25 protein-coding genes and 1 pseudogene are annotated in these 24,590 nt (G+C 71.1%); 10 read left to right on the top strand and 16 right to left on the bottom strand.

Translation table 11 applies throughout. The features are described from left to right. The 7 genes and pseudogenes from AB0N02_RS33085 to AB0N02_RS33055 all read right to left on the bottom strand — a co-directional run. Positions 1–238: hypothetical protein (locus tag AB0N02_RS33085; protein ID WP_363954427.1), on the bottom strand; the 238-nt coding region annotated here is incomplete at its 3' end. Further along, complete coding sequence (locus AB0N02_RS33080; protein ID WP_363954425.1) at positions 238–522, bottom strand: hypothetical protein; 285 nt, start codon at positions 520–522, stop codon at positions 238–240. The genes AB0N02_RS33080 and AB0N02_RS33085, both read right to left, overlap by 1 nt. Positions 523–566: 44 nt before the next feature. Continuing rightward, positions 567–2,189 (bottom strand): hypothetical protein, encoded by a 1,623-nt coding sequence (locus AB0N02_RS33075; RefSeq protein ID WP_363954423.1) that lies wholly within the window; start codon positions 2,187–2,189, stop codon positions 567–569. 189 nt (positions 2,190–2,378) lie between these two features. Then, complete coding sequence (locus tag AB0N02_RS33070) at positions 2,379–2,597, bottom strand: hypothetical protein (protein ID WP_363954421.1); 219 nt, start codon at positions 2,595–2,597, stop codon at positions 2,379–2,381. Positions 2,598–3,253: 656 nt separating this feature from the next. Beyond that, positions 3,254–3,652, bottom strand: a complete 399-nt coding sequence (locus tag AB0N02_RS33065; RefSeq protein WP_363954419.1) for a hypothetical protein — start codon at positions 3,650–3,652, stop codon at positions 3,254–3,256. A gap of 92 nt (positions 3,653–3,744) precedes the next feature. Next, entirely contained in the window at positions 3,745–4,689 is a 945-nt protein-coding gene (locus tag AB0N02_RS33060; RefSeq protein ID WP_363954437.1) for a hypothetical protein, read from the bottom strand. A gap of 84 nt (positions 4,690–4,773) precedes the next feature. After that, positions 4,774–4,923 (bottom strand): annotated as a pseudogene (locus AB0N02_RS33055) (helix-turn-helix transcriptional regulator); the annotation flags it as partial. A 208-nt stretch (positions 4,924–5,131) separates the two neighbouring features. Here AB0N02_RS33055 and AB0N02_RS33050 point away from each other — a divergent pair. The 6 genes from AB0N02_RS33050 to AB0N02_RS33025 all read left to right on the top strand — a co-directional run bounded on the left by AB0N02_RS33050 (position 5,132) and on the right by AB0N02_RS33025 (position 10,026). Further along, positions 5,132–5,545: a winged helix-turn-helix domain-containing protein gene (locus tag AB0N02_RS33050; RefSeq protein ID WP_363954417.1), complete on the top strand. Its 414-nt coding sequence runs from the start codon at positions 5,132–5,134 to the stop codon at positions 5,543–5,545. Between the two features lie 718 nt (positions 5,546–6,263). Further along, positions 6,264–7,031: an aminoglycoside phosphotransferase family protein gene (locus AB0N02_RS33045; RefSeq protein WP_363954415.1), complete on the top strand. Its 768-nt coding sequence runs from the start codon at positions 6,264–6,266 to the stop codon at positions 7,029–7,031. A gap of 76 nt (positions 7,032–7,107) precedes the next feature. Next, positions 7,108–8,022 carry a cobalamin biosynthesis protein gene (locus AB0N02_RS33040; RefSeq protein ID WP_363954435.1) on the top strand — a complete coding sequence of 305 codons (915 nt, stop codon included), beginning with the start codon at positions 7,108–7,110 and terminating at the stop codon, positions 8,020–8,022. Positions 8,023–8,086: 64 nt separating this feature from the next. Beyond that, a complete protein-coding gene (locus AB0N02_RS33035) occupies positions 8,087–8,287 on the top strand; it encodes a hypothetical protein (RefSeq protein WP_363954413.1) in 201 nt (66 codons plus the stop codon). Further along, positions 8,284–9,801: a cobyric acid synthase gene (locus tag AB0N02_RS33030; protein WP_363954411.1), complete on the top strand. Its 1,518-nt coding sequence runs from the start codon at positions 8,284–8,286 to the stop codon at positions 9,799–9,801. The genes AB0N02_RS33035 and AB0N02_RS33030 overlap by 4 nt, the downstream gene beginning before the upstream one ends. 30 nt (positions 9,802–9,831) lie before the next feature. After that, positions 9,832–10,026, top strand: coding sequence for an SHOCT domain-containing protein (locus tag AB0N02_RS33025; RefSeq protein WP_363954409.1), 195 nt, complete (start codon positions 9,832–9,834; stop codon positions 10,024–10,026). Positions 10,027–10,678: 652 nt separating this feature from the next. Here the strand turns inward: AB0N02_RS33025 and AB0N02_RS33020 are convergent. Both AB0N02_RS33020 and AB0N02_RS33015 read right to left on the bottom strand, forming a co-directional pair. Continuing rightward, the gene (locus tag AB0N02_RS33020; protein ID WP_363954407.1) at positions 10,679–11,713 is read right to left on the bottom strand and encodes a 1-acyl-sn-glycerol-3-phosphate acyltransferase; all 1,035 of its coding nucleotides are present in this window, start codon (positions 11,711–11,713) and stop codon (positions 10,679–10,681) included. Positions 11,714–11,789: 76 nt separating this feature from the next. Next, positions 11,790–12,623 (bottom strand): patatin-like phospholipase family protein, encoded by an 834-nt coding sequence (locus AB0N02_RS33015; RefSeq protein ID WP_363954405.1) that lies wholly within the window; start codon positions 12,621–12,623, stop codon positions 11,790–11,792. Between the two features lie 222 nt (positions 12,624–12,845). Between AB0N02_RS33015 and AB0N02_RS33010 the strand changes: the two genes are divergently transcribed. Genes AB0N02_RS33010 through AB0N02_RS33000 form a run of 3 tightly spaced genes read left to right on the top strand, consistent with a single transcriptional unit; the run spans position 12,846 to position 15,743 of the window. Beyond that, positions 12,846–13,763: an ABC transporter ATP-binding protein gene (locus AB0N02_RS33010; RefSeq protein ID WP_363954403.1), complete on the top strand. Its 918-nt coding sequence runs from the start codon at positions 12,846–12,848 to the stop codon at positions 13,761–13,763. After that, on the top strand, positions 13,732–14,532 hold the full coding sequence (locus AB0N02_RS33005; protein ID WP_363954401.1) for an ABC transporter permease subunit: 801 nt from the start codon (positions 13,732–13,734) through the stop codon (positions 14,530–14,532). Before AB0N02_RS33010 ends, AB0N02_RS33005 begins: the two co-directional genes overlap by 32 nt. Next, positions 14,532–15,743 carry a helix-turn-helix domain-containing protein gene (locus tag AB0N02_RS33000; protein ID WP_363954399.1) on the top strand — a complete coding sequence of 404 codons (1,212 nt, stop codon included), beginning with the start codon at positions 14,532–14,534 and terminating at the stop codon, positions 15,741–15,743. The genes AB0N02_RS33005 and AB0N02_RS33000 overlap by 1 nt, the downstream gene beginning before the upstream one ends. 57 nt (positions 15,744–15,800) lie before the next feature. On the opposite strand, the gene AB0N02_RS32995 is transcribed toward AB0N02_RS33000, so the two are convergent. Genes AB0N02_RS32995 through AB0N02_RS32965 form a run of 7 tightly spaced genes read right to left on the bottom strand, consistent with a single transcriptional unit; the run spans position 15,801 to position 23,443 of the window. Continuing rightward, a complete protein-coding gene (locus AB0N02_RS32995; protein WP_363954397.1) occupies positions 15,801–16,760 on the bottom strand; it encodes a quinone oxidoreductase in 960 nt (319 codons plus the stop codon). Positions 16,761–16,816: 56 nt separating this feature from the next. Beyond that, entirely contained in the window at positions 16,817–18,625 is a 1,809-nt protein-coding gene (locus AB0N02_RS32990) for a serine/threonine-protein kinase (RefSeq protein WP_363954395.1), read from the bottom strand. Between the two features lie 31 nt (positions 18,626–18,656). Next, the gene (locus tag AB0N02_RS32985) at positions 18,657–19,379 is read right to left on the bottom strand and encodes an HAD family phosphatase (protein ID WP_363954393.1); all 723 of its coding nucleotides are present in this window, start codon (positions 19,377–19,379) and stop codon (positions 18,657–18,659) included. Continuing rightward, positions 19,369–20,493 (bottom strand): ABC transporter ATP-binding protein, encoded by a 1,125-nt coding sequence (locus AB0N02_RS32980; protein WP_363954391.1) that lies wholly within the window; start codon positions 20,491–20,493, stop codon positions 19,369–19,371. The genes AB0N02_RS32985 and AB0N02_RS32980 overlap by 11 nt, the downstream gene beginning before the upstream one ends. After that, positions 20,490–21,350: an ABC transporter permease subunit gene (locus AB0N02_RS32975; protein ID WP_363954389.1), complete on the bottom strand. Its 861-nt coding sequence runs from the start codon at positions 21,348–21,350 to the stop codon at positions 20,490–20,492. The genes AB0N02_RS32980 and AB0N02_RS32975 overlap by 4 nt, the downstream gene beginning before the upstream one ends. Next, positions 21,338–22,261 carry an ABC transporter permease gene (locus tag AB0N02_RS32970; protein ID WP_363954387.1) on the bottom strand — a complete coding sequence of 308 codons (924 nt, stop codon included), beginning with the start codon at positions 22,259–22,261 and terminating at the stop codon, positions 21,338–21,340. Before AB0N02_RS32970 ends, AB0N02_RS32975 begins: the two co-directional genes overlap by 13 nt. A 3-nt stretch (positions 22,262–22,264) precedes the next feature. Next, on the bottom strand, positions 22,265–23,443 hold the full coding sequence (locus tag AB0N02_RS32965) for an ABC transporter substrate-binding protein (protein WP_363954385.1): 1,179 nt from the start codon (positions 23,441–23,443) through the stop codon (positions 22,265–22,267). Between the two features lie 265 nt (positions 23,444–23,708). Between AB0N02_RS32965 and AB0N02_RS32960 the strand changes: the two genes are divergently transcribed. Continuing rightward, the gene (locus tag AB0N02_RS32960; RefSeq protein WP_363954383.1) at positions 23,709–24,572 is read left to right on the top strand and encodes a GntR family transcriptional regulator; all 864 of its coding nucleotides are present in this window, start codon (positions 23,709–23,711) and stop codon (positions 24,570–24,572) included. The last annotated feature ends 18 nt before the right edge of the window (positions 24,573–24,590 follow it).

Genomic DNA, 24,590 nt, shown 5'->3' with positions numbered 1-24,590 from the left:
ACTGGATCAGGCGCAGCGCAGTGGCCTTGGTGGATGTGCAGGTGATGGTGGACCCCTGAACGGTGCGGACGGTGCGGGAGTCGCTCGCGGCCCAGTACCAGGCGCGGCGCACCGCCCACAGCCGGCCGCGGACGGTGGATGACTCGTCCGCGGCGAACACCACGACCAGGGCGGTGACCACGAGAGCCGCGACCGCGATGTACTCGACAACGCGACACCACCATCCGGGCTCGCTCATCACGCCTCATCGCCCAGCGCCTGCTCCAGGACCCTGAGGGCACGGTCCCGGGTGATGCGGAAGTAGGCGGCCAAGGCGTCAGCGGCGAGTGCTTCTCCACCGCGGGCGAGGTAGCGGCTGTAGCGCCAGGTTGCGACCAAGACCACCACCTCGGCGGCGACTTCGAGGCCCAGGCCGAAGGCGGCAGCAAGGGCGTTTTCGTCGGCGGGGAGGCGGCGGTCCAGATTCGCTTCGCACTCAAGGACAGCGGCACGGACGGGGGCAGAGACGGCGATCAAGGGCATGACGACCTCACGGAAGGTGGATCGGGGCAGGGGAGATGAAGTCGTCAGCTGGACGACTTGGAGCCGTTGACTGCCGTGTAGGGGCCCGGCTCGTCGGCAGGCAGGGCGAGGGCGTGCAGAAGCTGCTTCTTCGCCGCCGTCTCGCTCGACGCTTCGCGATCACCCGGCTGGTCCTGCACGGAGGGTGAGTCGGTGCGCGTCTTGGAGGGGGCCAGGACCGTGCCGTCGTCCAGGAACGTGTACCCCTGGGCGGTCATGCGTTCCTGCACGGCCTTGACGCGGTTGCCGCCCCATCCGACGCTGAAGCTGTACCGGGCGGCGACGTCGTTCCACGACGGGCGCTTGCCGACGCCGTTCGTGCCGCGGCACCGACGGCGGATCCACTCCTCGGCGACCTGATTGTCCTGCTCATTGGGCCTGCCGCGCTCGTCGGTCTCCTCATCGTCGTTCTCACGCTCCTGGTCACTGTCGGAGCCGGTGACGGTGAGCGGGGCGGTGTGCGGATCCGTGTCTGTGATCTTGAGGACGTCGCCGTCCTTCAGCGGGCACTCTTCCGGGCGAGGGGCGCTTACGGACTCGCTCACTGGCGGCGCGTGAAGGAAGACGGTCGCCGGGTCGGCAGGCGTGTGCGCGAGGGTGGAAGCGAGTCGACCGGTGTCGCTCACGGTTGCTGTCATCGTCGTGCTCGCGTCGGGCCGCGTCGTCGTGTGCGGCTGCGTGAGTACGAACGGCATGATCGTGGGTCGCTTCCACCCCTCATAGGCGGCGATCGCTTCCCGTGCTTCCCGCGGCATCTCTGCGGGCTCGTTGGCAGGCCGCACGGCGGGGTGGTCGAGGTCGGCCCACGGGGCGGCGGCAGTCTCCAGGATGGCCGACAGACTCTCGCTCCCGCCAAGGGAAGTCACGATGTCCAGCAGCGTCCCCTGGGAGGCCTTGTCCCGGGCGAGGTTGGTGTGCTCCACAGCCTTGTCCAGGGCGCGGTCCCGCCTGGTGATGGCGCTCCGGATCTTGCGGGGGGAGGCGCCCGCTTGGCGGAGCTGCCAGACGCGCTTGGCGGCCAGCGCCACCCGAGTCAGGCGGCGGAAGGTGTCCACCTCGCTCGCCGTGCGGTCGCTGACCTCGGCGAGCCCGACCCGGACCAGCATGCGCTCAGGGGTGAGCCGCCAGTTGATGCGCTTACGGCCGGTGATGCGGTGCCGTTCCACCGCCATGCCGCGCTCCCACAGCCACGCTGCGACGAGCGGGGCAGCGAGCCGGAAGATGGCCTCGGCCAGGCTGTGGGCGTCCATCGCGGACAGGACCGCGGTGAGGACGGTGAGAGCCCACACGGCGGCGCCGTCGATGCCGGCGGAGAAGTTCTCCCTCATGTTGCGGCGGGCCCGTACGGCGCTGGTGATGACCGCGACTTCGATGAACGCGAACAGCAACAGCTGCAGCGGGCCGTCGAACCCGAGGACGTCGCCAGTGAAGCGCCACATGCCTTGGGCAGACACTCCGGTGGCGATGCTGGCGGCGACAACCGTGAGGATGTCCTCGGCCGGCCTGGGGGCGACGTGCCGGCGGAAGGCGCCAGCCGTGATCCCAACCGCGGCCTTGGTGCCCTTGCAGGCTCCCCACAAGGCGGCACTGATCACGAGGAGAGCGATGGCGATGGCGATGACAGCCACGACGGTGGGTGCCCAGGAGGGCGCCCACGACGGAAGGAACGGGGGCAAAAGATCAGCGGAACTACCGCTGACCAGCCCAAAAGGGCTAGGGTTCGGCATTGGGTCTCGGACCTGTCTTTGAAGTGGTGAGGTTCCGGGATCAAGTCCTCTCGGGTCGGTGTTGGTAGCACCGGCCCGAGGGGCGTTGGGTTATTCGGTTGTGTCGTCTTGAGGGCGGTTCATGCGTTTCGATACGGCCTGTTGGGACATGCCGAGGATTATGGCGATGCGCCCTTGGGACCACTTGCGGCGTCGTAGCTCACGGATGAGTTGCGCCTGTTCACGCTGGATTTCAAGCAATCGGGGAACGGTCGCGGCGAGTCGTGCGGCGAGCACCTGATCGCTCACTTCCCGCTCGTCGTCTGTCACTCCTCAGATTTACATTAAGTTGAGGCAAGTTACAACCTAGGTTGTGAAATATGTGGAGCTCCAACTCTCTAAGAACAGAGAAGTGCCCTGCTCAACACAGGGAGGAGGAGTCTCGACCTCTTTCGTACAAATGCGAAAGGCCCCCGAGGGTAGTCGCCTCGGGGGCCTTTCGTGGGGCCGACCAGGGAGTAGTAGCGGAGTCCTGTCCTAGTCGGGAGTTTGGCGGTCTCTACCCGGGCTGAACTGCGGGCAGAGACCGCGGCCTGGCGGGGGCCACGGGGGCGAACCCCCGCCGGGCGATCGAGGGGGCCTCCACCACGTGGGGCAGTGGAGGCCCATCCCGGCAGGCGCGCTACCGGGGATGATGAGGGCGGACCGATCTGGCTGCTTCACCCCTCCGAGAAGAGACAGTGGCCCGCCCTCGCCTCGGGGACTGGCGCCCTGCGCGGCACCAGACCCCGAGGGGTCTTACACCTGGCTGCCGTCGCTGCGGGCACGGCAGCCAGGAGGATCTTCAGGATCTTCGCTACGGGGCAGGGCCGGGTTAGGGGGCATCCAGGTGGTTGTCACCCCAGGGATCGCTGCGAAGATCGAAAAGGGGATGTTGAGCTCCGTCGCGTGTAGCCGGGAGGCTTGCCTGGTGCGGTCGATCTCGCTCATGCTTCTGCCACCGCCAACTGCTCCTGTTCTGCGAGCAACTCGGCCAGGTCTTTGGAAGTGTCGGCCTGTAAGGTCTGGGCGCGGCCGGCGTCACGCTGGGCCTCAGTAAGCCTGGCGCGAAGGGTGGCGTACCAGAGCCCGTGGTCCGACCGCCAGACACTCCACCCGGGATACCGGCCGGACAGCCGAGCCTTGACAGTCTCGGCGTCCATGGTTGCTGAGATGGGGGCCTCACGGCGGAGCAGCGCACACAGTGCGGCGATGCTCTCGGCGGCCAGGGTGGTGTCGCCGAATGAAGCTTTCCATCCCTCGCCGTCGTGATTGAAGTCGACGTCGGGGAACTCATGACGCGCGCTCTCAACCACGCGCGTCATGACGTCGCTCTCTCTGGTCATTCTCGCTCCCGGGGGCCGGTTGCTGTTGACCAGAAACGTAACGGCGGGTGACTTGATGCAACCGAACAGTTGCGAACGAACTCTGAGTTCGCCTAGACGAGGATCCTGTGCCGCTCAGCCAGGTAGCGAACCTCCGGCGCCCACGACGGCCTGGCGCGCCGAGCCAGAGACCGGACCATCTCCCGCAACAGCCGTTTGTGGTCCAGTTCCTCAGGACACTCTCGTTCGATCCGCAGCAGGTGAACCAGGCTGGCCGCGTCGTCGCCCAGATCCTCACAGGCCCGCGCCACCTGGCAGAGGTGAGTGGTGCGCCGTTCAGTCGAAACGACCTTCGTAAGGTCGATTTCGTCAGCGAGCCGAATGGCCGCCGCTGGCTGCCGCATCTCGTATTCCACGCTGACCATGTGGATCGCGACGTTCGTCGACCCGAAGAACAGCCCCACCATGGGGCGCTGTTCGTCGACTCGCTGAGCCAAGGCGTAGGCAGGGCCGCGCAGCAGCTCGCGGGCGCCGCTGTCGTCGCCGCCGCGGGTTAAGGCGATTGAGGCGAGGAGGTGTAGGCCTCCGTACACGCTGATGTGCCGGTAGTCGCCGTCGGCGATGGCCGGCTCGATTTGCTCCATGCCGTGGCGGGCGATGTCGTAGGCGATGTCGTGCATGTCGTCCGAGAGCATGATCTGGCCGACGTTCCAGTGGGCCCAGGCGATCATCAGTGGGTCGCCGCTTTCAGTGGCGTAGCGCATTGCCCGGTCGGCGGCGAGGTGCGCCAGGTCGATTCGCCCGAGGTGCTTGAGGACGCCGCGCGCCAGGATGTACATGTCCGCGGCGGTGCGGCATGCGTCGCGGTAGGCGGCCTCCCCTGGAGTGTCGAGCAGGAGCCTCTCGGCATCGCTGATGAGGCGAGGGAGTGCCTGCATCAGGGTGGAGTACTTGTTGGGGGAGCTGAACCAGGCCTGTCGGGCGGCGGCGATTCGCTCGGCCACCTGCTCCACGTCCGGCGGCTCAAGGTCGGTGCTCAGTGTTCTGTAGGTGAACATGGCACGTTCTATGTCGGCGACTTGAGGTCGGCCGGGCTCGTGCGAGTCGCGAGGAGTTTCGCCGAGCAGTATCGCCGTACGCACTCCGAGGGCCGTGGAGATCCTCCGTAGCAGTGGTACCGATGGGGAGCGTTTGCCCTGCTCAAGTAGCTCGATGTGGCGGGTTGTGCAGCCCACCCGGGTCGCCAGGCCTGTAGTGCTCATACCCTGACGTTCACGCTCATGCCTGATCATGTGGCCCGTGGTAGCGTCGTTCATAGGCCCTGCACCTCCTGAAGACTCGTCATCCTCAGGCTAAAGTGCGGGGCCTTCGCCGTGCAGGGGTATGAAGCGGCAGATGCCCGCACCGGTGAGCGAAGTGTCCCTTATACGGCACCTTGCGCAATATGAAGTTGTGGCCATAGGGCCACAACTTAGGGCCACCTTAGTTGGTCCTACCCTCATGATCGTGATCGACCCCTACTCTCCTGAGCCCGTCTACCGGCAGCTTGCCCGCCTGCTGCGCGACGCGATCGACCGAGGAGAGTACGGTCCAGGTCAGATGCTGCCGGCCGAGGGGCGTTTGGCCCAGATTTATGAGGTGGGCCGCGATACGGTACGGGACGCGCTGGACGTGCTGCGCAGCGAGGGGCGAGTGGACACGACAAGGGGGGCGAGAACCCGAGTGCGTGCCGATCAGGGGAAGGCTGACTTTGACCTGCCATCGGGCGGTCGTGTCGACGGCAGGATGCCTACGCTGGACGAGAGGGAGCGGTGGGGGCTTCGGCCGGGAGTGCCGCTCTTGGAGATCACATCTCGGGATGGTGCCAAGAAGGTCGTTCCAGCGGATCGATTCACGCTGGTAGTGCCCGAATAGAGCTCGGGGAGTGCCACCAGGGTGCTCCCCGTGGGGCGGGTCACCCCGGCACCATCCTTGCCGGGGTGACCCTTTCCCCTTGTAGGGGCCGCACCGCCGCTGCCTGCCTCGGGCTGGACAGAGTCGGCGATGCGGCGTACTCATCCCTCGCCTGATCCGGCTGCACGGCTGCGATGTCGGATCGTAGCTGACTAAATTCGAGCTGTCACTGATTGATTTTCATCAACTAGACAGTGTCAGCTTTGGCATGTCATGCACTATCCATCTTCCCGACGGTAGCGTAGGGAAAAACATCCCAAACCATCCTTTGGGGCTCGCTGATTAACAGCATCGGATTTCATGTACACACACAGATGCCGACCTGCATCTATGCAGGTCGGCATACACAGGGAGGTTAAAAGGATTAGAAGTCCGGTGCTCTATCCAGCTGAGCTAAGGGCGCTCCCGCCTAATTGTGCATGATCCGAGGGGGGTCCATGCACCGGATTTCCGTCTGTGTCGCGAGGATCACTCCCGGGCGGGGGACGGTCGCGTGGACGGGGCCGATTGTGGTGGCGGCGAAGGAAGTCTACCCGAGGGAGATCTGTCCGTCGGTGGGGTCGCGTCGCAGGTGATCTCCGGATCGCGGGCCGTTTCGCTGGAAATCGTTCTCGCGATCGGGGGGACCGGTCTAGGCTCGTATGTCATGTTCGCCGCCACGGTTCAAGAGGAGATTCCCTTGCTGGGCGGTGATGTGACCGACGGAGTGGTGCGGGTCGGGGACACCGTCCGCAGGCCTGTCCGTCCTTCCTCGCGTTCGGTGCACGCCCTGCTACGGCATCTGGAGGAGGCCGGGTTCGACGGCGCGCCCCGGATCGTCGGGGTGGACGGACAGGGGCGGGAGGTGCTGACCTACGTCGAGGGCCGCTCCGCGCCCCGGCCGCTGCCCGCCTACACGCTCACCGGCGAGTCGCTCGCCGCTCTGGCGGTGCTGTTGCGGCGCTTCCACGACACGTCGGCGGGGTTCGTCCCTCCGCCGCACGCCGTATGGGAGGCGGGGTCCAACGACGACGCGGCTCCCGAACTGGTCGGCCACTGTGACGTGAACCTCGATAATGTGATCTTTCGCGACGGGCTGCCCGCCGCGTTGATCGACTTTGACATGGCCCGGCCGACGACCCGGCTGTTCGACGTGGTGACGACTCTGCGGCACTGGGCCCCGATCGCCGATCCCGGTGATCTGGAGCCGCTGCAGAGGACTCTGGAGATCGGCCCGCGGCTGCGGCTGTTCTGCGACGCGTACGGCCTGGCCCCCCGCGACCGCCGCCGCCTCCTGGACCTCGCCCGGCTCCGCTTCGACCGTTCCTACCACGTCATGCACGCCAGGGCGGTGGCTCTCGGCGGCGGCTGGGCCCGCATGTGGGACAGTGGCGTCGGACCGCGCATCCGCCGGGCGTGCGCCTGGCTCGAGAAGAACCAGGACCGTCTCCATGCCCATCTCGTCTAGCCCGTCCGTCCGGCCCACGGCGCGTCGTGGACCGGGCCGGACCGCGATCCGGCGCGGACCCGGGCGGGCGGAGGCTCTGGGGATGCTCGCCGGGGTCGTCGTCGACGCCGTCGTCGCCGATCCGCGGCGCGGGCATCCGGTGGCGCTGTTCGGGCGGGCCGCTGCGGCGCTGGAGAGGCGCGTGTACGGCGACGCCCGGCCCGCCGGAGTCGCATACGTCGTGCTGTGCGTGGGCCCGGTGGCGTTGCTCGGGATCGCGGTGAGCCGGGCGCGCAACCCCGTGGTGCGGGGGGCGCTGAGCGCCGCGGCGACCTGGGCGGTGCTGGGCGGCACGACGCTCGGGCGCGAGGGGGTGACCATGGCGGAGTTCCTGGAGGCCGACGACCTCGCGGGCGCGCGCGGGAGACTCTCGCACCTGTGCGGGCGTGATCCCTCCTCGCTGGAGTCCGCCGAGCTTGCCAGGGCCACGGTCGAGTCGATCGCGGAGAACACCTCGGACGCCGTCGTGGCCCCGCTGTTCTGGGGGGCGGTCGCCGGGGTTCCCGGGCTGCTGGCCTACCGGGCGGTCAACACGCTGGACGCCATGGTCGGTCATCGCAACACCCGTTACGAGCGTTTCGGCTGGGCCGCGGCCCGGCTCGACGATGTCGCCAACTTCGTCCCGGCCCGGCTCACCGGCCTGCTCACGGTGCTGTGCGCCCCGCTGGCGGGCGGCTCGGCCGGGCAGGCGGCGGGCGTGCTGCGCAGGGACGGTCACCGGCATCCGAGCCCCAACGCGGGCCGTTGCGAGGCGGCCTTCGCCGGGGCGCTGGACGTCACGCTCGGCGGTGCCAACGTCTACGGCGACCGGGTGGAGCACCGGCCCGAGATGGGGGACGGGCCCAAGCCGGAGGTGGGGGACATCCGCCGGTCCGTACGGCTGGCACGGGCGGTCGGTCTCACCGCGGCGGGCCTGGCCGTGCTGGGAGTGTTCCTGCGTTCACGCCGATGATCGGCACCGGGGACCGGCGCGCCCCGGGTGAGCGGTACGGCGTGCCGCACGTCATGCTGTGAGCATGACTGCCGATCCCCTCGCCTCCCTCGGCCCCTCAGGTCCCATCGGGGCGCGGCCCGCCCACCGGATGCCGCCGGAGTGCCGCGCGCTGCCGGGGCGCCGTGTGCCGTCCGTCCGCGGAACGCCTCCGGAGCCGTCCCGGACGGGCACGGTGGCCGATACGGTGGCCGGTACGGCGGGCGGTACGGCGGTGAACGCATGAAGGGCGCGCTGCTGGTCGCCGGGACCACCTCCGACGCGGGCAAGAGCGTCGTCACCGCCGGGATCTGCCGCTGGCTGGCCAGGCAGGGGGTGAAGGTCGCGCCGTACAAGGCCCAGAACATGTCGCTGAACTCCTTCGTCACCGCCGACGGCGCCGAGATCGGCCGGGCCCAGGCGATGCAGGCCGCCGCGTGCGGCCTGGAGCCGACGGCGGACATGAACCCGATCCTGCTCAAGCCGGGCAGTGACCGGCGCAGCCAGGTCGTGGTCATGGGCAGGCCGATGGCCGAGGTCGACGCGATGGAGTACTGGGACGTCAAGGACCGGCTCCGCCAGGTCGCGGTGGAGGCGCTCGAACGGCTGCGCGACCGCTACGACGTGGTGGTCTGCGAGGGGGCGGGCAGCCCGGCGGAGATCAACCTGCGCAGGGGCGACATCGCGAACATGGGCCTGGCCAGGGCGGCCGGCCTGCCGGTGATCGTGGTCGGGGACATCGACAGGGGCGGGGTCTTCGCCTCGCTGTACGGGACGGTGGCGCTGCTGGAGCCCGCGGACCAGGCACTGATCGCCGGGTTCGTGATCAACAAGTTCCGGGGGGCGCGGGAACTGCTGGAACCCGGCCTCGACATGATCAGGAGCTTGACGGGGCGTGAGGTCTACGGCGTGCTGCCCTGGCTGGACGGCCTCTGGATGGACGTCGAGGACTCCCTGGCCCTGGACGGCCGGCCCGCGGCCGGGGCGGGCGCGCCGTACGGCGGGCAGACCCTGCGGGTCGCGGTGGTCAGGCTGCCGCGCATCTCCAACTTCACCGACGTGGACGCGCTGGCCTCCGAGCCCGGGGTGGTGGTCCGTTTCGTGACCTCACCCGCGGAGCTGGACGACGCCGACCTGGTGGTGCTGCCCGGCTCCCGCGCCACGGTCTCCGACCTGGCCTGGCTGCGCGCGACCGGCCTGGCCGACGCCCTGCGCGGCCGGGCGGTGCTGGGCATCTGCGGTGGCTACCAGATGCTCGCCCGGACCATCCGCGACGACGTCGAGTCCGGCGCCGGGACGGTCGAGGGGCTGGGGCTGCTGCCCGCGACGGTCGAGTTCGCGGCGGACAAGACGCTGGGCCGTCCGGTCGGCAGCGCGTACGGCTGCCGCGTCGAGGCCTACGAGATCCATCACGGCGTCGTGACGGCCGAGGGCGGCGACCCCTTCCTCGACGGCTGCCGCTCCGGTTCCGTCTGGGGCACGACCTGGCACGGAGCCCTGGAGAACGACGACTTCCGCCGGGCGTTCCTGGCCGACGTGGCGGCCGTCTCCGGACGGGACTTCACCCCGGCCCCCGGCGTCTGTTTCGCCGCGCTGCGCGAGGAACGACTGGACGCCCTGGGCGACCTGGTCGAACGGCACCTGGACACCGCCGCCCTGCGCGGGCTCCTGGAGGGCGGTGCCCCGCGGGACCTGCCGCTCCTGCCGCCCGGTGGAACCTTGCGCGAGGTACCGGACTTCTCGCAGAATCTCGCACAATAGAGCCATGGAAGGTGAATGATGCTCCGGCTCGTGTTGATCCTCCTCGTCATCGCCGTGGTCGTCCTCGTGGTCTTCCGGCCGGGCCCGGTCCTGCGCGCCCTCAGGGGAGAGAGACGGCCCGCGCTCGACGATCCGCGCGAGATCCTCAAGCGCCGTTACGCGGCCGGTGAGATCGACGAGGACGAGTACCTCCGCCGCATGTCGGGCCTCTCCCAGGAGTGGTAGACGTCCCCGCTGTTCTCCTCGCGCACAGGCGGCTCGCTCTCCTCGCGCGCCGTACGGTTCGTTCTCGATTGCGATCGACTGATTTATCGGTGCTCGGCGCTCTTTTTCAGTGATCGTGGGAGACGAACCGAACAGCGGCCGAGGAGCAGGATGCCGGGACTGGAAGCCGTCGTCGCGGTCGCGGGCCGGGCCGTCGCGGGCCGTGCCATGCGGGAGGGACTCGCCGCCCGAGCGGCCAGGGCGGAACGCGGCGCGGACCTCACGACACTGATCCGCAGCGGGTTCCCCGACCGGTTCGTACGGCGCAGCCTCGAACGCCGGCTCGAAGCCGTCGCCGACGGGGTGGAGCGGCGGCTGACGGTGCTCGTCGAGCAGGAGTACGGCGGGCTCGCGGAGAACGACAGGGCGGCGGTGCTCCACGAGGTCGTGGCGGCCCTTGAGGCGGCGGACCTCTCCGACGAGGCCGTCATGGCCGCCGACATGGACCCGATCAAGCTCGCCGGGAACCTCAGGGCCGGGCTGCCCGACCCCGCCGCACAGCTGGGCACGGCCGGGGCCCGGCTGTACGACGTGCTGCTGGACGAGTGCCTCGACTGCCTGCTCAGGGCAGCCTGTCCGGGAACCGTCCGGGAGGGGGAGGGGGAGGGGAGTCTCAGGCGGGGGAGAGCGGGACCGGGCGGTTCTCGGCGATCCAGGTGTCGATCCTCTCCCACTGGTCGTACAGCCAGTCGATCCGCGCCTCGCGGTCATCGGGAATGTCCTCGGCCCGCACCCGCCACCACCTGGCCTTGATCCGGGCGCGGACGGGCAGTTTGCGCCAGACGTCGCCGATCGTGACCAGGTCGTCGAGGCCGGTGTGGGCGACGAAGACCACGTCGGCGGCCGGGCAGGCCTCGATGGCGGCGATGGCCCCGTTGGGGTGGGGGGCCATGAGGTGCTCCAGGTTCCGGGCGCGGGCGGCCTCCTCGGCCAGCCCCTTGCGCTCCAGGCGCAAGATGGCCCGCCGGCGGCGCTTCGGGGTGAAGTTGCCGCCCTCGGGGAAGATCACCAAGGCGTCGTCGGCGTCCATGTCCGAGGCCAGGCGGCGGATCTCGTCGACGATGCCGCTCGCCGAGGCCTCGCGGGGGACGAAGGCGTTGGGCAGCCGGTTGACCATCACGTCCAGCGAGGGGTCGAGTTGCAGGGCGGCCTTCATCACGATCCTCGGGCGCCTGCCGTACAGGGTGAGCAGGTGGTGGACGAGGAGGACGGAGTCGCCGGGGCCCGCGTGGCGGGACAGGACGATCACCGGGCGGGTGCGGCGGCGGGAGACCTCCTCGGGGGTGGGCGGCGGCTCGTCGATCTCGACGCTCAGCCCGAAGATCCGTACGGCGGCGCCGTACACCCCGGCCAGCAGCCACCGCACCAGGGCGTAGTGCCGTTCCTGCTGCTCGTCCCGGCTGAGCCGTCCGCCGAGCCCGCCCGCGATCCACAGCCACAGGCAGGCGGTGAGCGCCATCGACTCCAGCGTCAGCCACGCCACCGCGAACCAGACCAGCCGGGTACCGCGCCGCTGCGGAGGCGGCAGGCGCAGCGAGGCGGCGGTCACCACCAGCAGCCAGATCGGGAGCGTGACCACCGCGACCACCGTGAGCACGATGACCAGCGGCGCGAGGATCAGGCGGCGGACGATGCGAGGAGGGAGCAAGACGATCTCCTTCCTACTGGGCATATGTGGTCATCTATATGCCCAGGTGGGGGATTTAATGCGGCGGTGCCGTCTCTCAGGGGGACGGCCGCCGGGCGAGGTAGCGGGACGAGGCCTCGTAGGCCCGTTCGATGTATACGGATATCTGTGAGGAATCCCGGTAGCGCAGCTGGGAGAGGTCCATCCCCGTCCGGCCCTCGGCGCCCGCCGGCATCACGTGGACCTCGACGCCCTCGGGCAGGGCCGCCATCTCCTCGGCGAAACGGTGCCTGCGGGCGATCTCGAAGGCGGTCAGGCCGACCTCCCACGGACTGCGCGGGACGGTCAGGGGCCGCTCGATCCGGCCGACGTGCAGGACGTAGACGCGGCGCGCCCCGAGCGCGACCGCCCGTCCCACCGGGATGCTGTGCACCAGGCCGCCGTCGAGGAAGTGGTCGTCGCCGACGCGGATCGGGGGGAGCAGGCCGGGCACGGCGCAGGAGGCGAGGACCGCCTCGACCACCGGGCCCCTGGTGAACCAGTGGGCGCGGGCGTGCTCGACCGAGGCGGCCACGCACTGGAACGGCACGGTCAGCTCCTCGATGCGGGAGACCGGAAGCCTCCGGGTCAGCAGGGCGCGCAACGGCTCGGCGGAGTGCAGGTGGGTGCCGCTTCTGGCCAGGGTGGACAGGCGGGTCACCCACGACCCGGCGAAGGCCGTGCGGACCACGTCCGAGCGCCACAGCGAGGTGAGGTTCGCCACGGCGCCACCGGGGTCGGCGGCGAGCATCACTCCGTTCAACGCGCCGACGGACGTGCCGACGATCAGGTCCGGCTTGATGCCGGCCTCGTCGAGCGCGCGCAGCATGCCCACCTCGTGGGCGCCGAGCACGCCTCCGCCGCCCAGCACGAAGGCGGTGTCCACGTTCATGGCTCTCACGATAAACGCCCCGCCGCCCCAGGCTCGCGCCTCGGCCGTCTTCCACCGCCTTCCCGGCCCCCTGTCCCGGCCGTCTCCGATCGCCTCCCGGGGCCCACCTCCGCCGGTCCGCGATCCCGTCGCGGCGCGTTCCGGAACCGGGCAACGAACGGGCCGCCAACTGTCGGGATCCGGTCATGGCCGGGACCGCGGCTCCACGGGCACGATCGGGGCATGACAGAGGTGGTGGAAACCGAGGGGCTCACCAAGTTCTACGGTGAGCGCAGGGGCCTGGAGGACGTCGATCTCCGGATCCATCCCGGGGAGGTGTTCGGGTACCTCGGCCCGAACGGCGCGGGGAAGACGACCACGATCAGACTGCTCCTCGACGTGATCCGGCCGACGCGGGGCCGGATGTCCGTGCTCGGCGCGGACCCCCGCGACGCGGCGACACGTGCCCGGATCGGCTACCTGCCGGGAGACCTGGCCCTTGAGGGCAGGGAGAGGGCCCGTGACTACCTGGCCTTCCTCGGCCGGGTGCGCGGAGTGCCGAGGGGACGGGCCGAGGCGCTGGCCGAGCGGCTGGAGGCCGACCTGTCGGTGCCCATGGGCAAACTCTCCAAGGGGAACAGGCAGAAGGTGGGGCTCATCCAGGCGTTCATGCACGAGCCTGAGCTCCTGATCCTGGACGAGCCGACCAGCGGCCTGGACCCGCTGGTGCAGCAGGAGTTCCTGGCCATGCTCCGCGAGGTCCGCGTCTCGGGACGGACCGTGCTCATGTCGTCGCACGTGCTCGCCGAGGTCCAGGACGTCGCAGACCGGGTCGGCATCGTGCGCGGCGGAAGGCTGGTCGCGGTCGAGGACGTCGCCGCGCTGCGGGAGAAGGCGGTGCGGCGGGTGGAGTTCCACTTCGACGCGCCGGTTCCCCGGGAGGCGTTCGAGAACCTGCCCGGCGTGCGCGACCTGCGCGTGGAGGGAACCGGGGTGATCTGCACCCTGGACGGCCGCCCGGACGCACTGATCAAGGCGGCGGCGAGGTTCACCGTGGTGCACATGACCAGCGCCGAGCCCGACCTCGAAGAGATCTTCCTGACCTACTACAGCGACGAGGAGGGGCGTCATGCCCGCGCTGGTGTCCAAGAGCCTGCGTGACTACCGGCGGGCGCTGATCGGCTGGACGATCGGCGTGAGCGCCTTCCTGCTGCTCTACCTGTCGGTCTACTCCTCCATCGTGAGCGACCCCGACCTGTACAACCGTGCCGCGCTGGCCAAGTATCCGGGGGCGCTGCGGGACCTGATGGGCGGGCTGGAGAACTTCACGACCGGCGCGGGATACCTCCAGGTCGTGGCCTACCAGCTGTTCGGCCCGCTGCTGCTCATCATGTGCGCGGTCATCCTCGGCAACCGGGCGATAGCCCAGCCGGAGGAGGCGGGGACGCTGGAACTCACCCTCGCGCTGCCGATCGACCGCAGGAGGCTGGTGCTGGAGCGTCACGCCGCGCTGGCCCTGGGCCTGCTGGCCGTCGGGCTGGTCACCTTCGCGCTGGTCGCGGGGATGGCCGCGGCGCACGACATGGGCGTGCCCTTCGGTAACATCGCCGCCGCGCACGCCGGGCTCTATCTCCTGATGCTGCTGTTCGGCACGACGACCGTCGCCGTGGGCGCGGCCACCGGGCGCAAGGGCCTCGCCCTGGCGGTCACCGGGGTGTGGGCGGTCGGCGGCTACGTGGTCGAGACCCTCGGCCGCGACGTCACGGCGATCTCCTGGCTGCGCTGGCTTTCGCCGTTTCACTACTACCTGGACGGCAAACCCGTCTATCAGGGCCTCCCCCTTGGGGACTACGGTGTCCTGGCAGGTGCGACGATCGTGCTGCTGCTGGTCGCGATGCTCACCTTCGACCGCCGTGACGTGGGAGTCTGATGGACGAACTGCTCGGTGGCCCGCTCGGGACGCTCCGGCAGGCGGCCACCACGGGCAGGCTGCCCGTCCGGGCCGAGCTGGACGACTGCCGCGCCGTCGGCGTGCGGGCCGCGGAGCGCGGACTGACGGTGCGGGCGCTGGTCGAGGCCGCGCTGGACGCGCTGACGAACGCCCCGGCGGGCACCGGAGCGGGGACGGCGCCGGGCGCGGGAGGCGCGGCGGTGAGGGCGACGGCGGGGGCGCCGGAGGGCGTGGCGGTGAGCGTGGCCGGATCCACCCGACCGGTCCCCCTCGGGGCGCTCAGGCGTGTGCTCTCGGCCCTGATGGAGGGTTACGAGAACGCCCAGCGGCTGGCCCTGCGCCACGAGGAGACCGAGCGCAGGAGATTCGTCGACGACCTGCTCCAGGGCCGTGCCGAACGGCTCGCCGAGCGGGCCGAGCACTTCGGCCTGAGCCTCGCCGAGAGCTACGCGGTCGCGGTGGCCCGCCCCGCGAGATCGCCGCGGGAGACGGCGGTGCCGGGAAACGCCGGGCACGCGGGCTCCGGGCGCGACGGGGCGGCGGGCGGCCCGGAGAACGGCCGCGCCGACAGGGAGACCACCGTGCTGGGCCGCAGGATCGAGGAGATGATGGTCGGCCGGTTCGGCTCGCACAACGTGCTGATCGCGGTCAAGGACGGGATGCTCGTGTGCGTCACGCCGGGCGCCCTGGCCGTCGCCGCCGGGGAGTTCGCCCACCATGTACGGCAGGCCTTCGCACCCGGGTGGCGGATCGGCCAGGGACGGCCGCACCGGGGCCCCGGCGGAGTGGTCACCTCCTACCGGGAGGCCGCGGACGCCATCGGGTTCGGCGACAGGCTCGGACTGCGGGCACCGGTCCTCAGGGCCGCCGACCTGCTGGTCTTCCCGGTGCTCCTGCGGGACAGGGCAGCCATCGAGGACCTCGTGGTGACCGTGCTCAACCCCCTGCTGAGTGCCCGCGGCGGCGCGGAGCCGCTGCTCGGCACGCTGGAGGCGGTCTTCGCCTCGCAGGGCAACCAGACCGCCGCCGCCAGGCGGCTCGGCGTCAGCACCCGGGCGGTGACCTACCGGCTGGAGCGGATCCGCCGCCTCACCGGATTCTCACCCGACGATCCGACCCAGCGGTTCACGCTGGAGACGGCGGTGCTGGGTGCCCGTCTCCTGGACTGGCCGGCCCATCCGCTGCCCTGATGCCCCGGACGGCCGTCCCGTCCGCCGCCCGGGTGAGGTCGCGACGCCCGGCGGGGGTCAGGGCAGGAGCAGGAGTTTGCCGGTGGTGCGGCGGGCCTCCAGGTCCTCGTGCGCCCGGGCCGCCTCGGCCAGGGGGTAGCGGCCGGAGATGTGGACCTTGAGGTCTCCCGAGGCCACCCAGCCGAAGATGTCGGAGGCCCGCCAGGCCAGTTCCTCGCGGGTGGCGGTGTAGGGGCCGAGAGCGGGACGGGTCAGGAACAGGGAGCCGCCCTGGGCGAGGACCTGCGGGTCGACGGGCGGGACCGGGCCGCTGGACTGGCCGTACAGGGCCATCATGCCGCGCGGGCGCAGCGAGGCGAGGCTCGCGTCGAAGGTGGTGGCGCCCACGCCGTCGTAGACGACGTGCACCCCGGAGCCGGTCAGGTCGCGGACCGCGTCGGTGAAGCCGTCGTAGCGCAGGACCTCGTCGGCGCCCGCCTGGCGGGCCAGGATCTCCTTCTCGTCGGTGGAGACCGTACCGATCACCCGGGCGCCGCGCAGCTTCGCGATCTGGGTGAGCAGCAGGCCCACACCCCCGGCCGCGGCGTGCACCAGCACGTCGTCGCCCGGCTTGACCTCGTGGACGGAATGGGTCAGATAGTGGGCGGTGAGTCCCTGGAGGGTGACGGCGGCCGCCAGCTCCGCCGTGATCCCCTCGGGCACGGCCAGCAGCTGGGAGGCGGGGACCACGGCCCTGGAGGCGTAGCTGCCCATCGCGTTGGTCCAGGAGACGGTGTCGCCGATGGAGACCCCCTCGACGTCCTCGCCGACCGCGGCGACGGTGCCCGCCCCCTCGTTGCCGGGAACGAAGGGCAGGGAGAGCGGGTAGCGGCCCATCCGGTGGTAGATGTCGATGAAGTTCACGCCGCTGGCGGCGACGTCGACGAGCACCTCGCCGGGGTTCGGCTCGGGGTCCGGGAGGTCGGTGTAGGTGAGGACCTCGGGGCCGCCGGTGGCGGAGACGACTATGGCACGCATGGCGCTGACTCCTTCGCTCGGTTGAGTGTTGTCGATCGTCCCCAACCCCGCGACGGTCACTCGCTGTTCCCGCCGGGAGCCGTCGGCGACGAGGTCGCCGTGCGCGGGACGCCGTGCATGGTGAAGTTGTCGAAAGAGGCCTTCAGGACGGCCCTGCTCTTCTCACCGACCCGGGTCAGCAGGCCGACCTGCCCGTTGGGCAGCGGGTCGGTGTCGAGGGCCGACCCGACCTGCCGGCCGTCGACCCACATGGTCAGCCGCACACCGTCGGTGCCGCCCGCGCACTCGGCCTGGATGCGGACGGGCCCGTCCTCGGGCACGTCGACCTGGACCGGCTTGATCAGCTCGCCGCCGCCGCTCTTGACGGCCTTGCGGATGCGGGCGGTGCCCAGGGTGTCGAGCAGGAACTCGTAGCGCGTCGCCTGGTAGTCGTCCTCGCCCCGGCAGAACAGCCCGTACTCGCCGGGCCCGCTGCTGCCGTCGCGGACGCCGGCGTCGACGCCCAGCAGCAGCCGGTCGGGGATGACCGGGGTCGGGCTGGCCGAGGGGTCGGGGGTCGCGGGCGGGGCGGTCAGGAAGCCGATCGGGGCCTTCTTCCGCCCCACGGGGTTGGTGCCGTTGACGTCGACGGCGTAGTAGCCCTCGGGGGAGTAACCGTATCTGCTGTTGTACCCGTCGTAGACGCCGCCGGCCCAGCCGTTCCCGCTCTGGGTGAAGTCCTCCTGGTAGAGCAGGGGGAGCCCTTCCGGCGGTCCGCCGGAGGAGAGCGCGAAGTACAGGGCGGTGCCGCCGATCGCCGCGACCAGCGCCGCGGCCGCCGCCCCCACGGCCAGCGCCCTGCCGCCCGGCGACCAGCGGGCGGCCCCCGTCGCCGAGCCCGGGGAGGTCTCCCCGGTGCCCTGGGCCCACACGGCGGTCCCGGCGTCCGGGGGACCGGCCGCCGGGACCGCCGCGGGCGTCATGGGCCCCGCGTGGGGGGCGGGGGGCGGTGTCATGAGGGGCGGGCTCTGCTGCCAGGCCGCCCGTACCGAGTGGGCCGCCTGCTCAGGCTCCGCCGAACGGCCGACCAGGCTGTCGAGGATCTGCTGCGAGGTCGGCCTGCGCGCGGGGTCTTTGGCGATGGCGTGGGTGACCAGCTCGCGCAGCGGGCCGTCCAGGCCGTCCAGGGGCGGCTCGGTGTTGAGCACCTGGTAGAGCACGGACGGCAGGCTCTCGCCGCCGAACGGCGGCCGGCCGCTCGCGGCGAAGGCGACCAGGCAGCCCCAGGAGAAGACGTCGCACGCCGAGGAGACCGGCTCGCCGCGCAGCGCCTCGGGCGCCATGTAGCGGGGGGTGCCGAGGATCTCGCCGGTCCCGGTGATCCCGCCGAGCGTGTCCAGCGCGCGGGCGATGCCGAAGTCGATCACCCGTGGGCCGACCGGGGAGAGCAGCACGTTGGACGGCTTGAGGTCGCGGTGCACGACACCGGCGCCGTGGATGGCGGCCAGCGCGGTCGCCACGCCGACCGCCAGCGCGTCGAGGCTGGAGCCGCGGAGCGGCCCGCCCGACTGCACGGCCTCCTCGAGGTTCGGCCCCGGTACGTACTCGGTGACGACGTAGAGCTGGTCACCGTCGAGCGCGGTCTCCAGCACGGCGGCCGTGCAGAACCTGCGGACCCGCTGGGCGGCGTCCGCCTCACGGCGGAAACGCATCCGGAACTGCTCGTGACGGCTGTACTCCGGATTGATCACCTTGATGGCGACCCGCTGCCCGTCGGACGACTCGCCGAGGTAGACCGTGCCCATCCCACCTCTGCCGAGCCGGCCGAGCACGCGATATCGCCCTATCTCAAGGGGTTCGCCCGCATTTAGGTTGCTCACCGTCATACCTAACCGCATACGCCGTCACATGAAGAGATCAGCCTATCGAGATCTCTCCCGCCGCCAGCAGCCTCAGCGTCTTGACGTCGATCTTTTCCAGGCCGTCCGAGGTCAGCACGCCGTACGGCACCCGCAGACCGGCGGAGACGGACACCACCGAGCACCCCGCGGCCAGGGCGGACGCGACGCCGACGGCGCTGTCCTCGACGGCCACGCACCGGGCCGGATCCACGCCCAGCGCGGCGGCCGCCCGCAGATAGGGGTCCGGCAGGGGCTTGCCGCGGGCGGTGTCCTCGGCGGCGACCACCAGGTCGAACCGCGCGGCCCCGACCGTGCGGAGCACGATGTCCACGATCCGCCGCGGGGAGGCGGTGACCAGCGCGGTGGGCACACCCGCCGCGCCCAGATCGTCCAGCAGCCGGATCGCGCCGGGCAGCGGGGTCACCCCGGCCTCGACCCGCCCGGCGAACTCCTCGATGAGCCGGGCACCGACCCGGTCGGTGACCTGGGTACCGGCCTGGGCGCCGACCCGGGCACCGGGCAGGGAGACGGGCTCGGATGCCGGGGGACGCGGGCCGCGCCGCAGGAGGTGGGCGGCGGTGTGCCCGGCCGGGCGGCCGTGCACGTGCCCGGCGTCGGCCTCGGTCAGCTCCAGGCCCAGTTCGGCCGCGACCGCCGCGCACGCCTGCCACCACAGTCCCTCGGTGTCCACGAGGGTGCCGTCCATGTCGAACAGGACGGCCGCCGGCTCAGCCGGCATCGGAGGACTCCACGGCCGCAGAGGCCGCAGAGGCCGCAGAGGCCGCAGAGGGCGCAGAGGGCGCGGCGGACGCAGAGGTCGCGGCGCGCCCGGCGACGAGGACGGGCCGCCGCACGAGGTCGACCGTCACCCGTGTGCCGGGGGCCAGCCGTATCGCGTCGTGACCGGGCACGTCGCTGAGGATCTCCAGCTCGCCCAGCCGGACCCGCAGCCGCGCCGAGGAGCCGCGGAACGACGACGCCGCGATCAGCGCCTCGCCCTCGGGATCGGGTGTGACGAGCACGGCCTCCGGACGGACCAGTACGTCCACCTCGGGGGAGCCGGGCAGCGGGCCGTCGACCGGCAGCCGCAGGCCGAGGACCGTGACCTCCCCGCCGGACAGATGGCCGGGGATGTGGTTCATCGTGCCGACGAACTCCGCCACGAACGGCGTGGCGGGCCGGTCGTAGATCTCGGCGGGCGGGGCGCACTGTTCCAGCCGCCCGTCGCGGAGCACCGCGACCCGGTCGGCCACCGACAGCGCCTCCTCCTGGTCGTGGGTCACGAAGACGGTGGTGATGCCCAGATCGAGCTGGAGGCGCCGGATCTCCTCGCGCAGCGTGACGCGGACCTTGGCGTCCAGCGCCGACAGCGGCTCGTCCAGCAGCAGCACGCGCGGTTCGGGCGCCAGCGCCCTGGCCAGGGCGACGCGCTGCTGCTGGCCGCCGGACAGCTCGTGCGGGTAGCGCCCGCCGTGCGAGGGAAGCCCGACCAGCTCCAGCAGCTCGGCGGCCCTGGCGTGCCGCCGGGCCGCGGGCACCTTGCGGACCCGCAGCCCGAACGCCACGTTGTCGCGGACGTTCAGGTTGGGGAACAGGCTGTAGGACTGGAAGACCATGCCCGCGTCCCTGCGGTTGGCGGGCCGGTGGGTGACGTCCTCGCCGCCGACGAGCACGGCGCCCTCGTCGGGGTGCTCGAAGCCCGCGACGCATCGCAGCGCCGTGGTCTTGCCGCAGCCCGAGGGGCCGAGCAGGGCCATCAGCTCGCCGGGTTCGACGGTCAGGTTCAGGCCGTCCAGGGCGACCGTGCGGCCGAACACGCGGCGCAGCCCCCGGAACTCGACACCGGCGGTCATGATGAACTCCTTCGTTTGGCGCCCGCGCCGGACAGGACCAGCAGCAGCACCCAGATGAGCAGCAGGCTCAGGATCGACACGGCCACCGACATCTGCCCCTCGGACCCGGCGATCGTCACGATCCAGACGGGGAAGGTCCGGTAACCGAGCAGCGCGGCGACGGTGTACTCGCCGAGCACCAGCGCCAGGGTGAGGAACGAGGCGCCGGCGATGGCCGAGCGCAGGTTGGGGACGATCACCCGGAACACCACGTGCGGCCACGACGCGCCCAGGTTGCGGGCCGCCTCGACGAGGGTGCGCACGTCGATCGCGTGCAGCCCGGCGTCCAGCGAGCGGTACACGAACGGCAGCGCGAGCACCACGTAGGCCAGCACCAGCACCGTGGGGAACGTCTCGTTCTGGATCGCGATCAGGGTCGCCCAGAACGGTGTCGAGGCCAGGTGGTCGGGCCCCCACCGCAGTACCGTGCCGATCCCCGAGACGAACGTGATCGGCGGCACCACCAGCGGGAGCGTGCAGACCACCTCCAGCACGGGCCGCAGCCGGGGGGCGCCGAGCCGTACGGCCAGCATCGCCGGCAGCGTGAGCCCGAGCACCGTCACGATCGTGGCGGCGGCCAGCCCCAGCGACAGCAGCATGCTCGTCCCGAAGCCCTCGGCCGACAGGATCCGGAGGTAGGCGCCGAGGGAGAAGCCCTGCTGCTCGTTGTGGACGGTGAACCAGAACGAGGTCCCCATCGGCACCAGGAAGTACACCGCCGCGACGCCCAGCACCAGGCCGCGCCACAGGCGTGTCCGCCGCGGCCGGCCGGGGGAGACGGCCTGCCCCGCCTGGAGGATCGGGGTCACCGCAACCATCGGGTGCTCCTTCGCTGCAGCGGCAGGTAGACCGCCATGACCAGGCCCGCGACGACGATCATGTCGAGGCTGAGCGCGAGTGCGATGTTCTCGTGCCCGACGAGCACGTCGCCGGTGAGGGCGTCCGCGATCTGCAGGGTGACCAGCGGGACGGTGCTGCCGGTCATCGCCGCGGCGGTGGCGTAGGCGGCGAACGCGCCGCCGAACAGCAGCACGACCCCGCCGAGCAGCGAGGGGGCCAGCACCGGGACGCCGACGAGCCGCCAGTACTGCCAGGCCGTGGCCCCGCTGTTGCTCGCCGCCTCCCGCCACTGCGTCTTCAGGCCCTCCAGGGCGGGCACCAGGACCAGCACCATCAGCGGCACGGAGAAGTACATGTAGACCAGGGCCAGGCCCCAGAAACCGTAGAGGCTCCAGCCGGCCTCGCCGAGCCCGAGGGCACTGGTGACCACCCCGGAGTTGCCCAGGGTCGCCACCCACAGGAACGCCAGCGGCACCCCGCCGAAGTTGGCCAGCACGCCGGAGGCCGACAGCACCGACTCGCGCAGCGCCCGGGAGGAGGAGGTGACCACGGCCTGGGCCAGGAAGGCGCCCAGGACCGCGCCGAGCACCGCGACCACGGCGGACAGGCGCACGCTGCCGAGCAGGGTGGCGAGGTAGTTGCCCCGCAGGCTCTCGGTCAGGTTGGCGGTGCCGAGGGCGGAGACCCCGGTCCGAGGGTCCGTGACGGTGAACGCGCCCAGCAGCAGCGCGACCGCCGGGATCCCGAACGCCAGCGCCACGAAGGCCAGCAGGGGCAGGGCCGCGAGCGGGCTCCGGGAGCGGGCGGCCCGCCCGGTGCGGGCGCGGCCTCCGGCGGGTACGCCCCCGGCGGCCGCGCCCGCGTCACTCGTGTCCGCGTCGATCGTCATGGGTCAGCCGCCGACGGCGGCGCCCCAGCCGGTGGCCAGGGCTTCCTTCGCCTTGGTGATCTGGGCGTCGGTCGGGAAGGTCGGCTCGCCCTCGACCGGGGGCAGGTTGGCCTCGGCGGCCTTGTCGACCGAGCCGTCGGCCTTCATCGCGGGCAGCAGTACCGGACGGGCGAAGCCGCCGAGGTAGAGGTTCTGGCCCTCGGTGCTGTAGAGGAACTCCTGCCAGAGGCGGGCGGCGGCCGGGTGCGGGGCGTCCTTGTTGATCGCCTGGGCGTAGAGCTGGAAGTACCTGCCGTCAGAGGGGATGACCGTCTTCCAGTCGAGGCCCTTGTCGACGAGCTTGGGGGCGTAGGCGGCGTTGTTGTAGTCCCAGTCGATGCTGATCTGGGTCTCGCCCTTCTCGATGGTCGCCGGGGTGGTCTCGACCGGGTTGAAGTTGCCCGACGCCTTCAGCTTCTTGAAGAACTCCAGGCCCGGCTGGATGTCGTCGAAGGAGCCGCCGTTGGCCAGGGCCGCGGCGTACACGCCCGCGAACGCCGAGCCGGACTTGGTGGGGTTGCCGTTCATCGCGACCTTGCCCTTGTACTCGGGCTTGAGCAGGTCGGCGAACGTCTCAGGGCACTTGGCGATCTTCTTGGCGTCGCAGCCGATCGAGACGTAGCCGCCGTAGTCGTTGAACCACAGGCCGCTCGGCTCCTTCTGGTTGGCGGGGATCTTGTCCCACGTCTGGACCTTGTAGGGCGCGAACAGCCCCTCGGCGGCACCGCTGATCGCGAAGGACTGGCCGAGGTCGAGCACGTCGGGGGCCCGGTCCTGGCCCTTGCGGGTCTTCACCGCGTTGATCTCGTCGGCGCTGGCCGCGTCGGGGGTCTCGCTCTCGATCTCGATGCCGTACTTCGCCGTGAAGGCCTCGATGATCTTGCCGTAGTTGGCCCAGTCCGGGGGCAGGGCGATGACGTGGAGCTTGCCCTCCTTCTTCGCGGCCTCGACGAGCTTGTCCAGCCCGCCGAGGTCGGTCGCGGAGGTGGCGGTCGCGGCCGCGCCGCCCGCCGAGGCACCGCCGGGAGCGGCGCCGGAGGAGGTGCCCGAGGGGGTCTCGGCGGTCGGGGCCGCCCCGCACGCCGTGGCGCCCGCGAGGAGGAAGGCGGCCAGGCCTGCGAGGCGGGCGCGAGATGCGATCACGTGGTCTCCCAGAGGGGATGTCGCACAATATGCAACGAGATTCAACGAAACTTGTCCAAACAAGCTAGCCCCGGCAGGTCGGCGCCCGGTTGCCGTCCGATGAACGCTCGACGTACACCTGTGGAATGCATGAGCTGCGGCTTCACCGGTCATTCACCGTTGTCTAGTCTGTGGGGTGGCCGGTCCGCCCGGTGTGCGCAGCGTCGGATCTCACCGCCCGGGGTGGGATGCGGCGTGAGGAAGCGAGCTTGGGGGCGAGGCGAGCGTGAACGAGCCATGGGCGAACGTCGAGACGGACGTGCGGAACGACATCGAGGCGCGCGGGGACGCCGCGCGGCCGGAGCCGGGGGACGGCGCCGAGCCGGGGCCGAGGAGCACGGCGCGCTACGTGGGCATCGCGGCGGAGCTACGGGAGGCGATCATGCGCGGCGAGTACGCCGTCGGCGCGCAACTGCCCTCCGAGTCCGAGCTCGCCGCCCGCTTCGGCGTCTCGCGCGGCACGGTTCGCCAGGCGGTGGCGGTGCTCGGAAGCGAGGGTCTGGTCGGCTCCCGGCAGGGGGCCAGGCGCATCGTGCTCGGCCGTGAGCGCAGCCAGAGCTTCGCCGAGCTGCACAGCTTCGCCCAGTGGGCGCGGGCGATGGGCTACCGGGTCAGCGGGCATGTCCTGGAGCAGCGCCGCAGGGGCGCCGACGCCACCGAGGCGGTACGGCTGGCGCTCAACCCCGGCGATCCGGTGCTGTCGGTGCTGCGGCTGCGCTCCCTGGAGGACGAGCCGGTCATGTTGGAGCGCACCGTCTATGCCGGATGGATCGCCCCGGCCGTCGAGCGGATCCCCCCCGACTGCGAGTCGATCACCCAGGCCCTCTACGAGACCGTCGGCCTGGTCTTCGCCTACGGCGAGCACCTCATCGACGCGGTCGCCGCGGGGGTCGAGGACTCCCGCCTGCTGGTCGTACGGCGGGGCAGCCCGCTGCTGCGCCAGCGCCGGGTCACCACCACCCACGAGGGGCGTCCGGTCGAGTGGTCCGACGACCGCTACCGCGCGGGCAGCGTGACGTTCAGCATCCGCAACTCCGTCGACGCCAACCCGCTGGTCCGGCAGGTGGGGGACTTGCGCCCGATCCCCTGAGAACGTATGTTCGACGGA

Source organism: Streptosporangium sp. NPDC051022, assembly GCF_040683035.1.
Taxonomy (GTDB): domain Bacteria; phylum Actinomycetota; class Actinomycetes; order Streptosporangiales; family Streptosporangiaceae; genus Streptosporangium.
The sequence above is the reverse complement of the archived record's forward strand: the minus strand, read 5'-3'. Positions and strand labels throughout refer to the sequence as shown.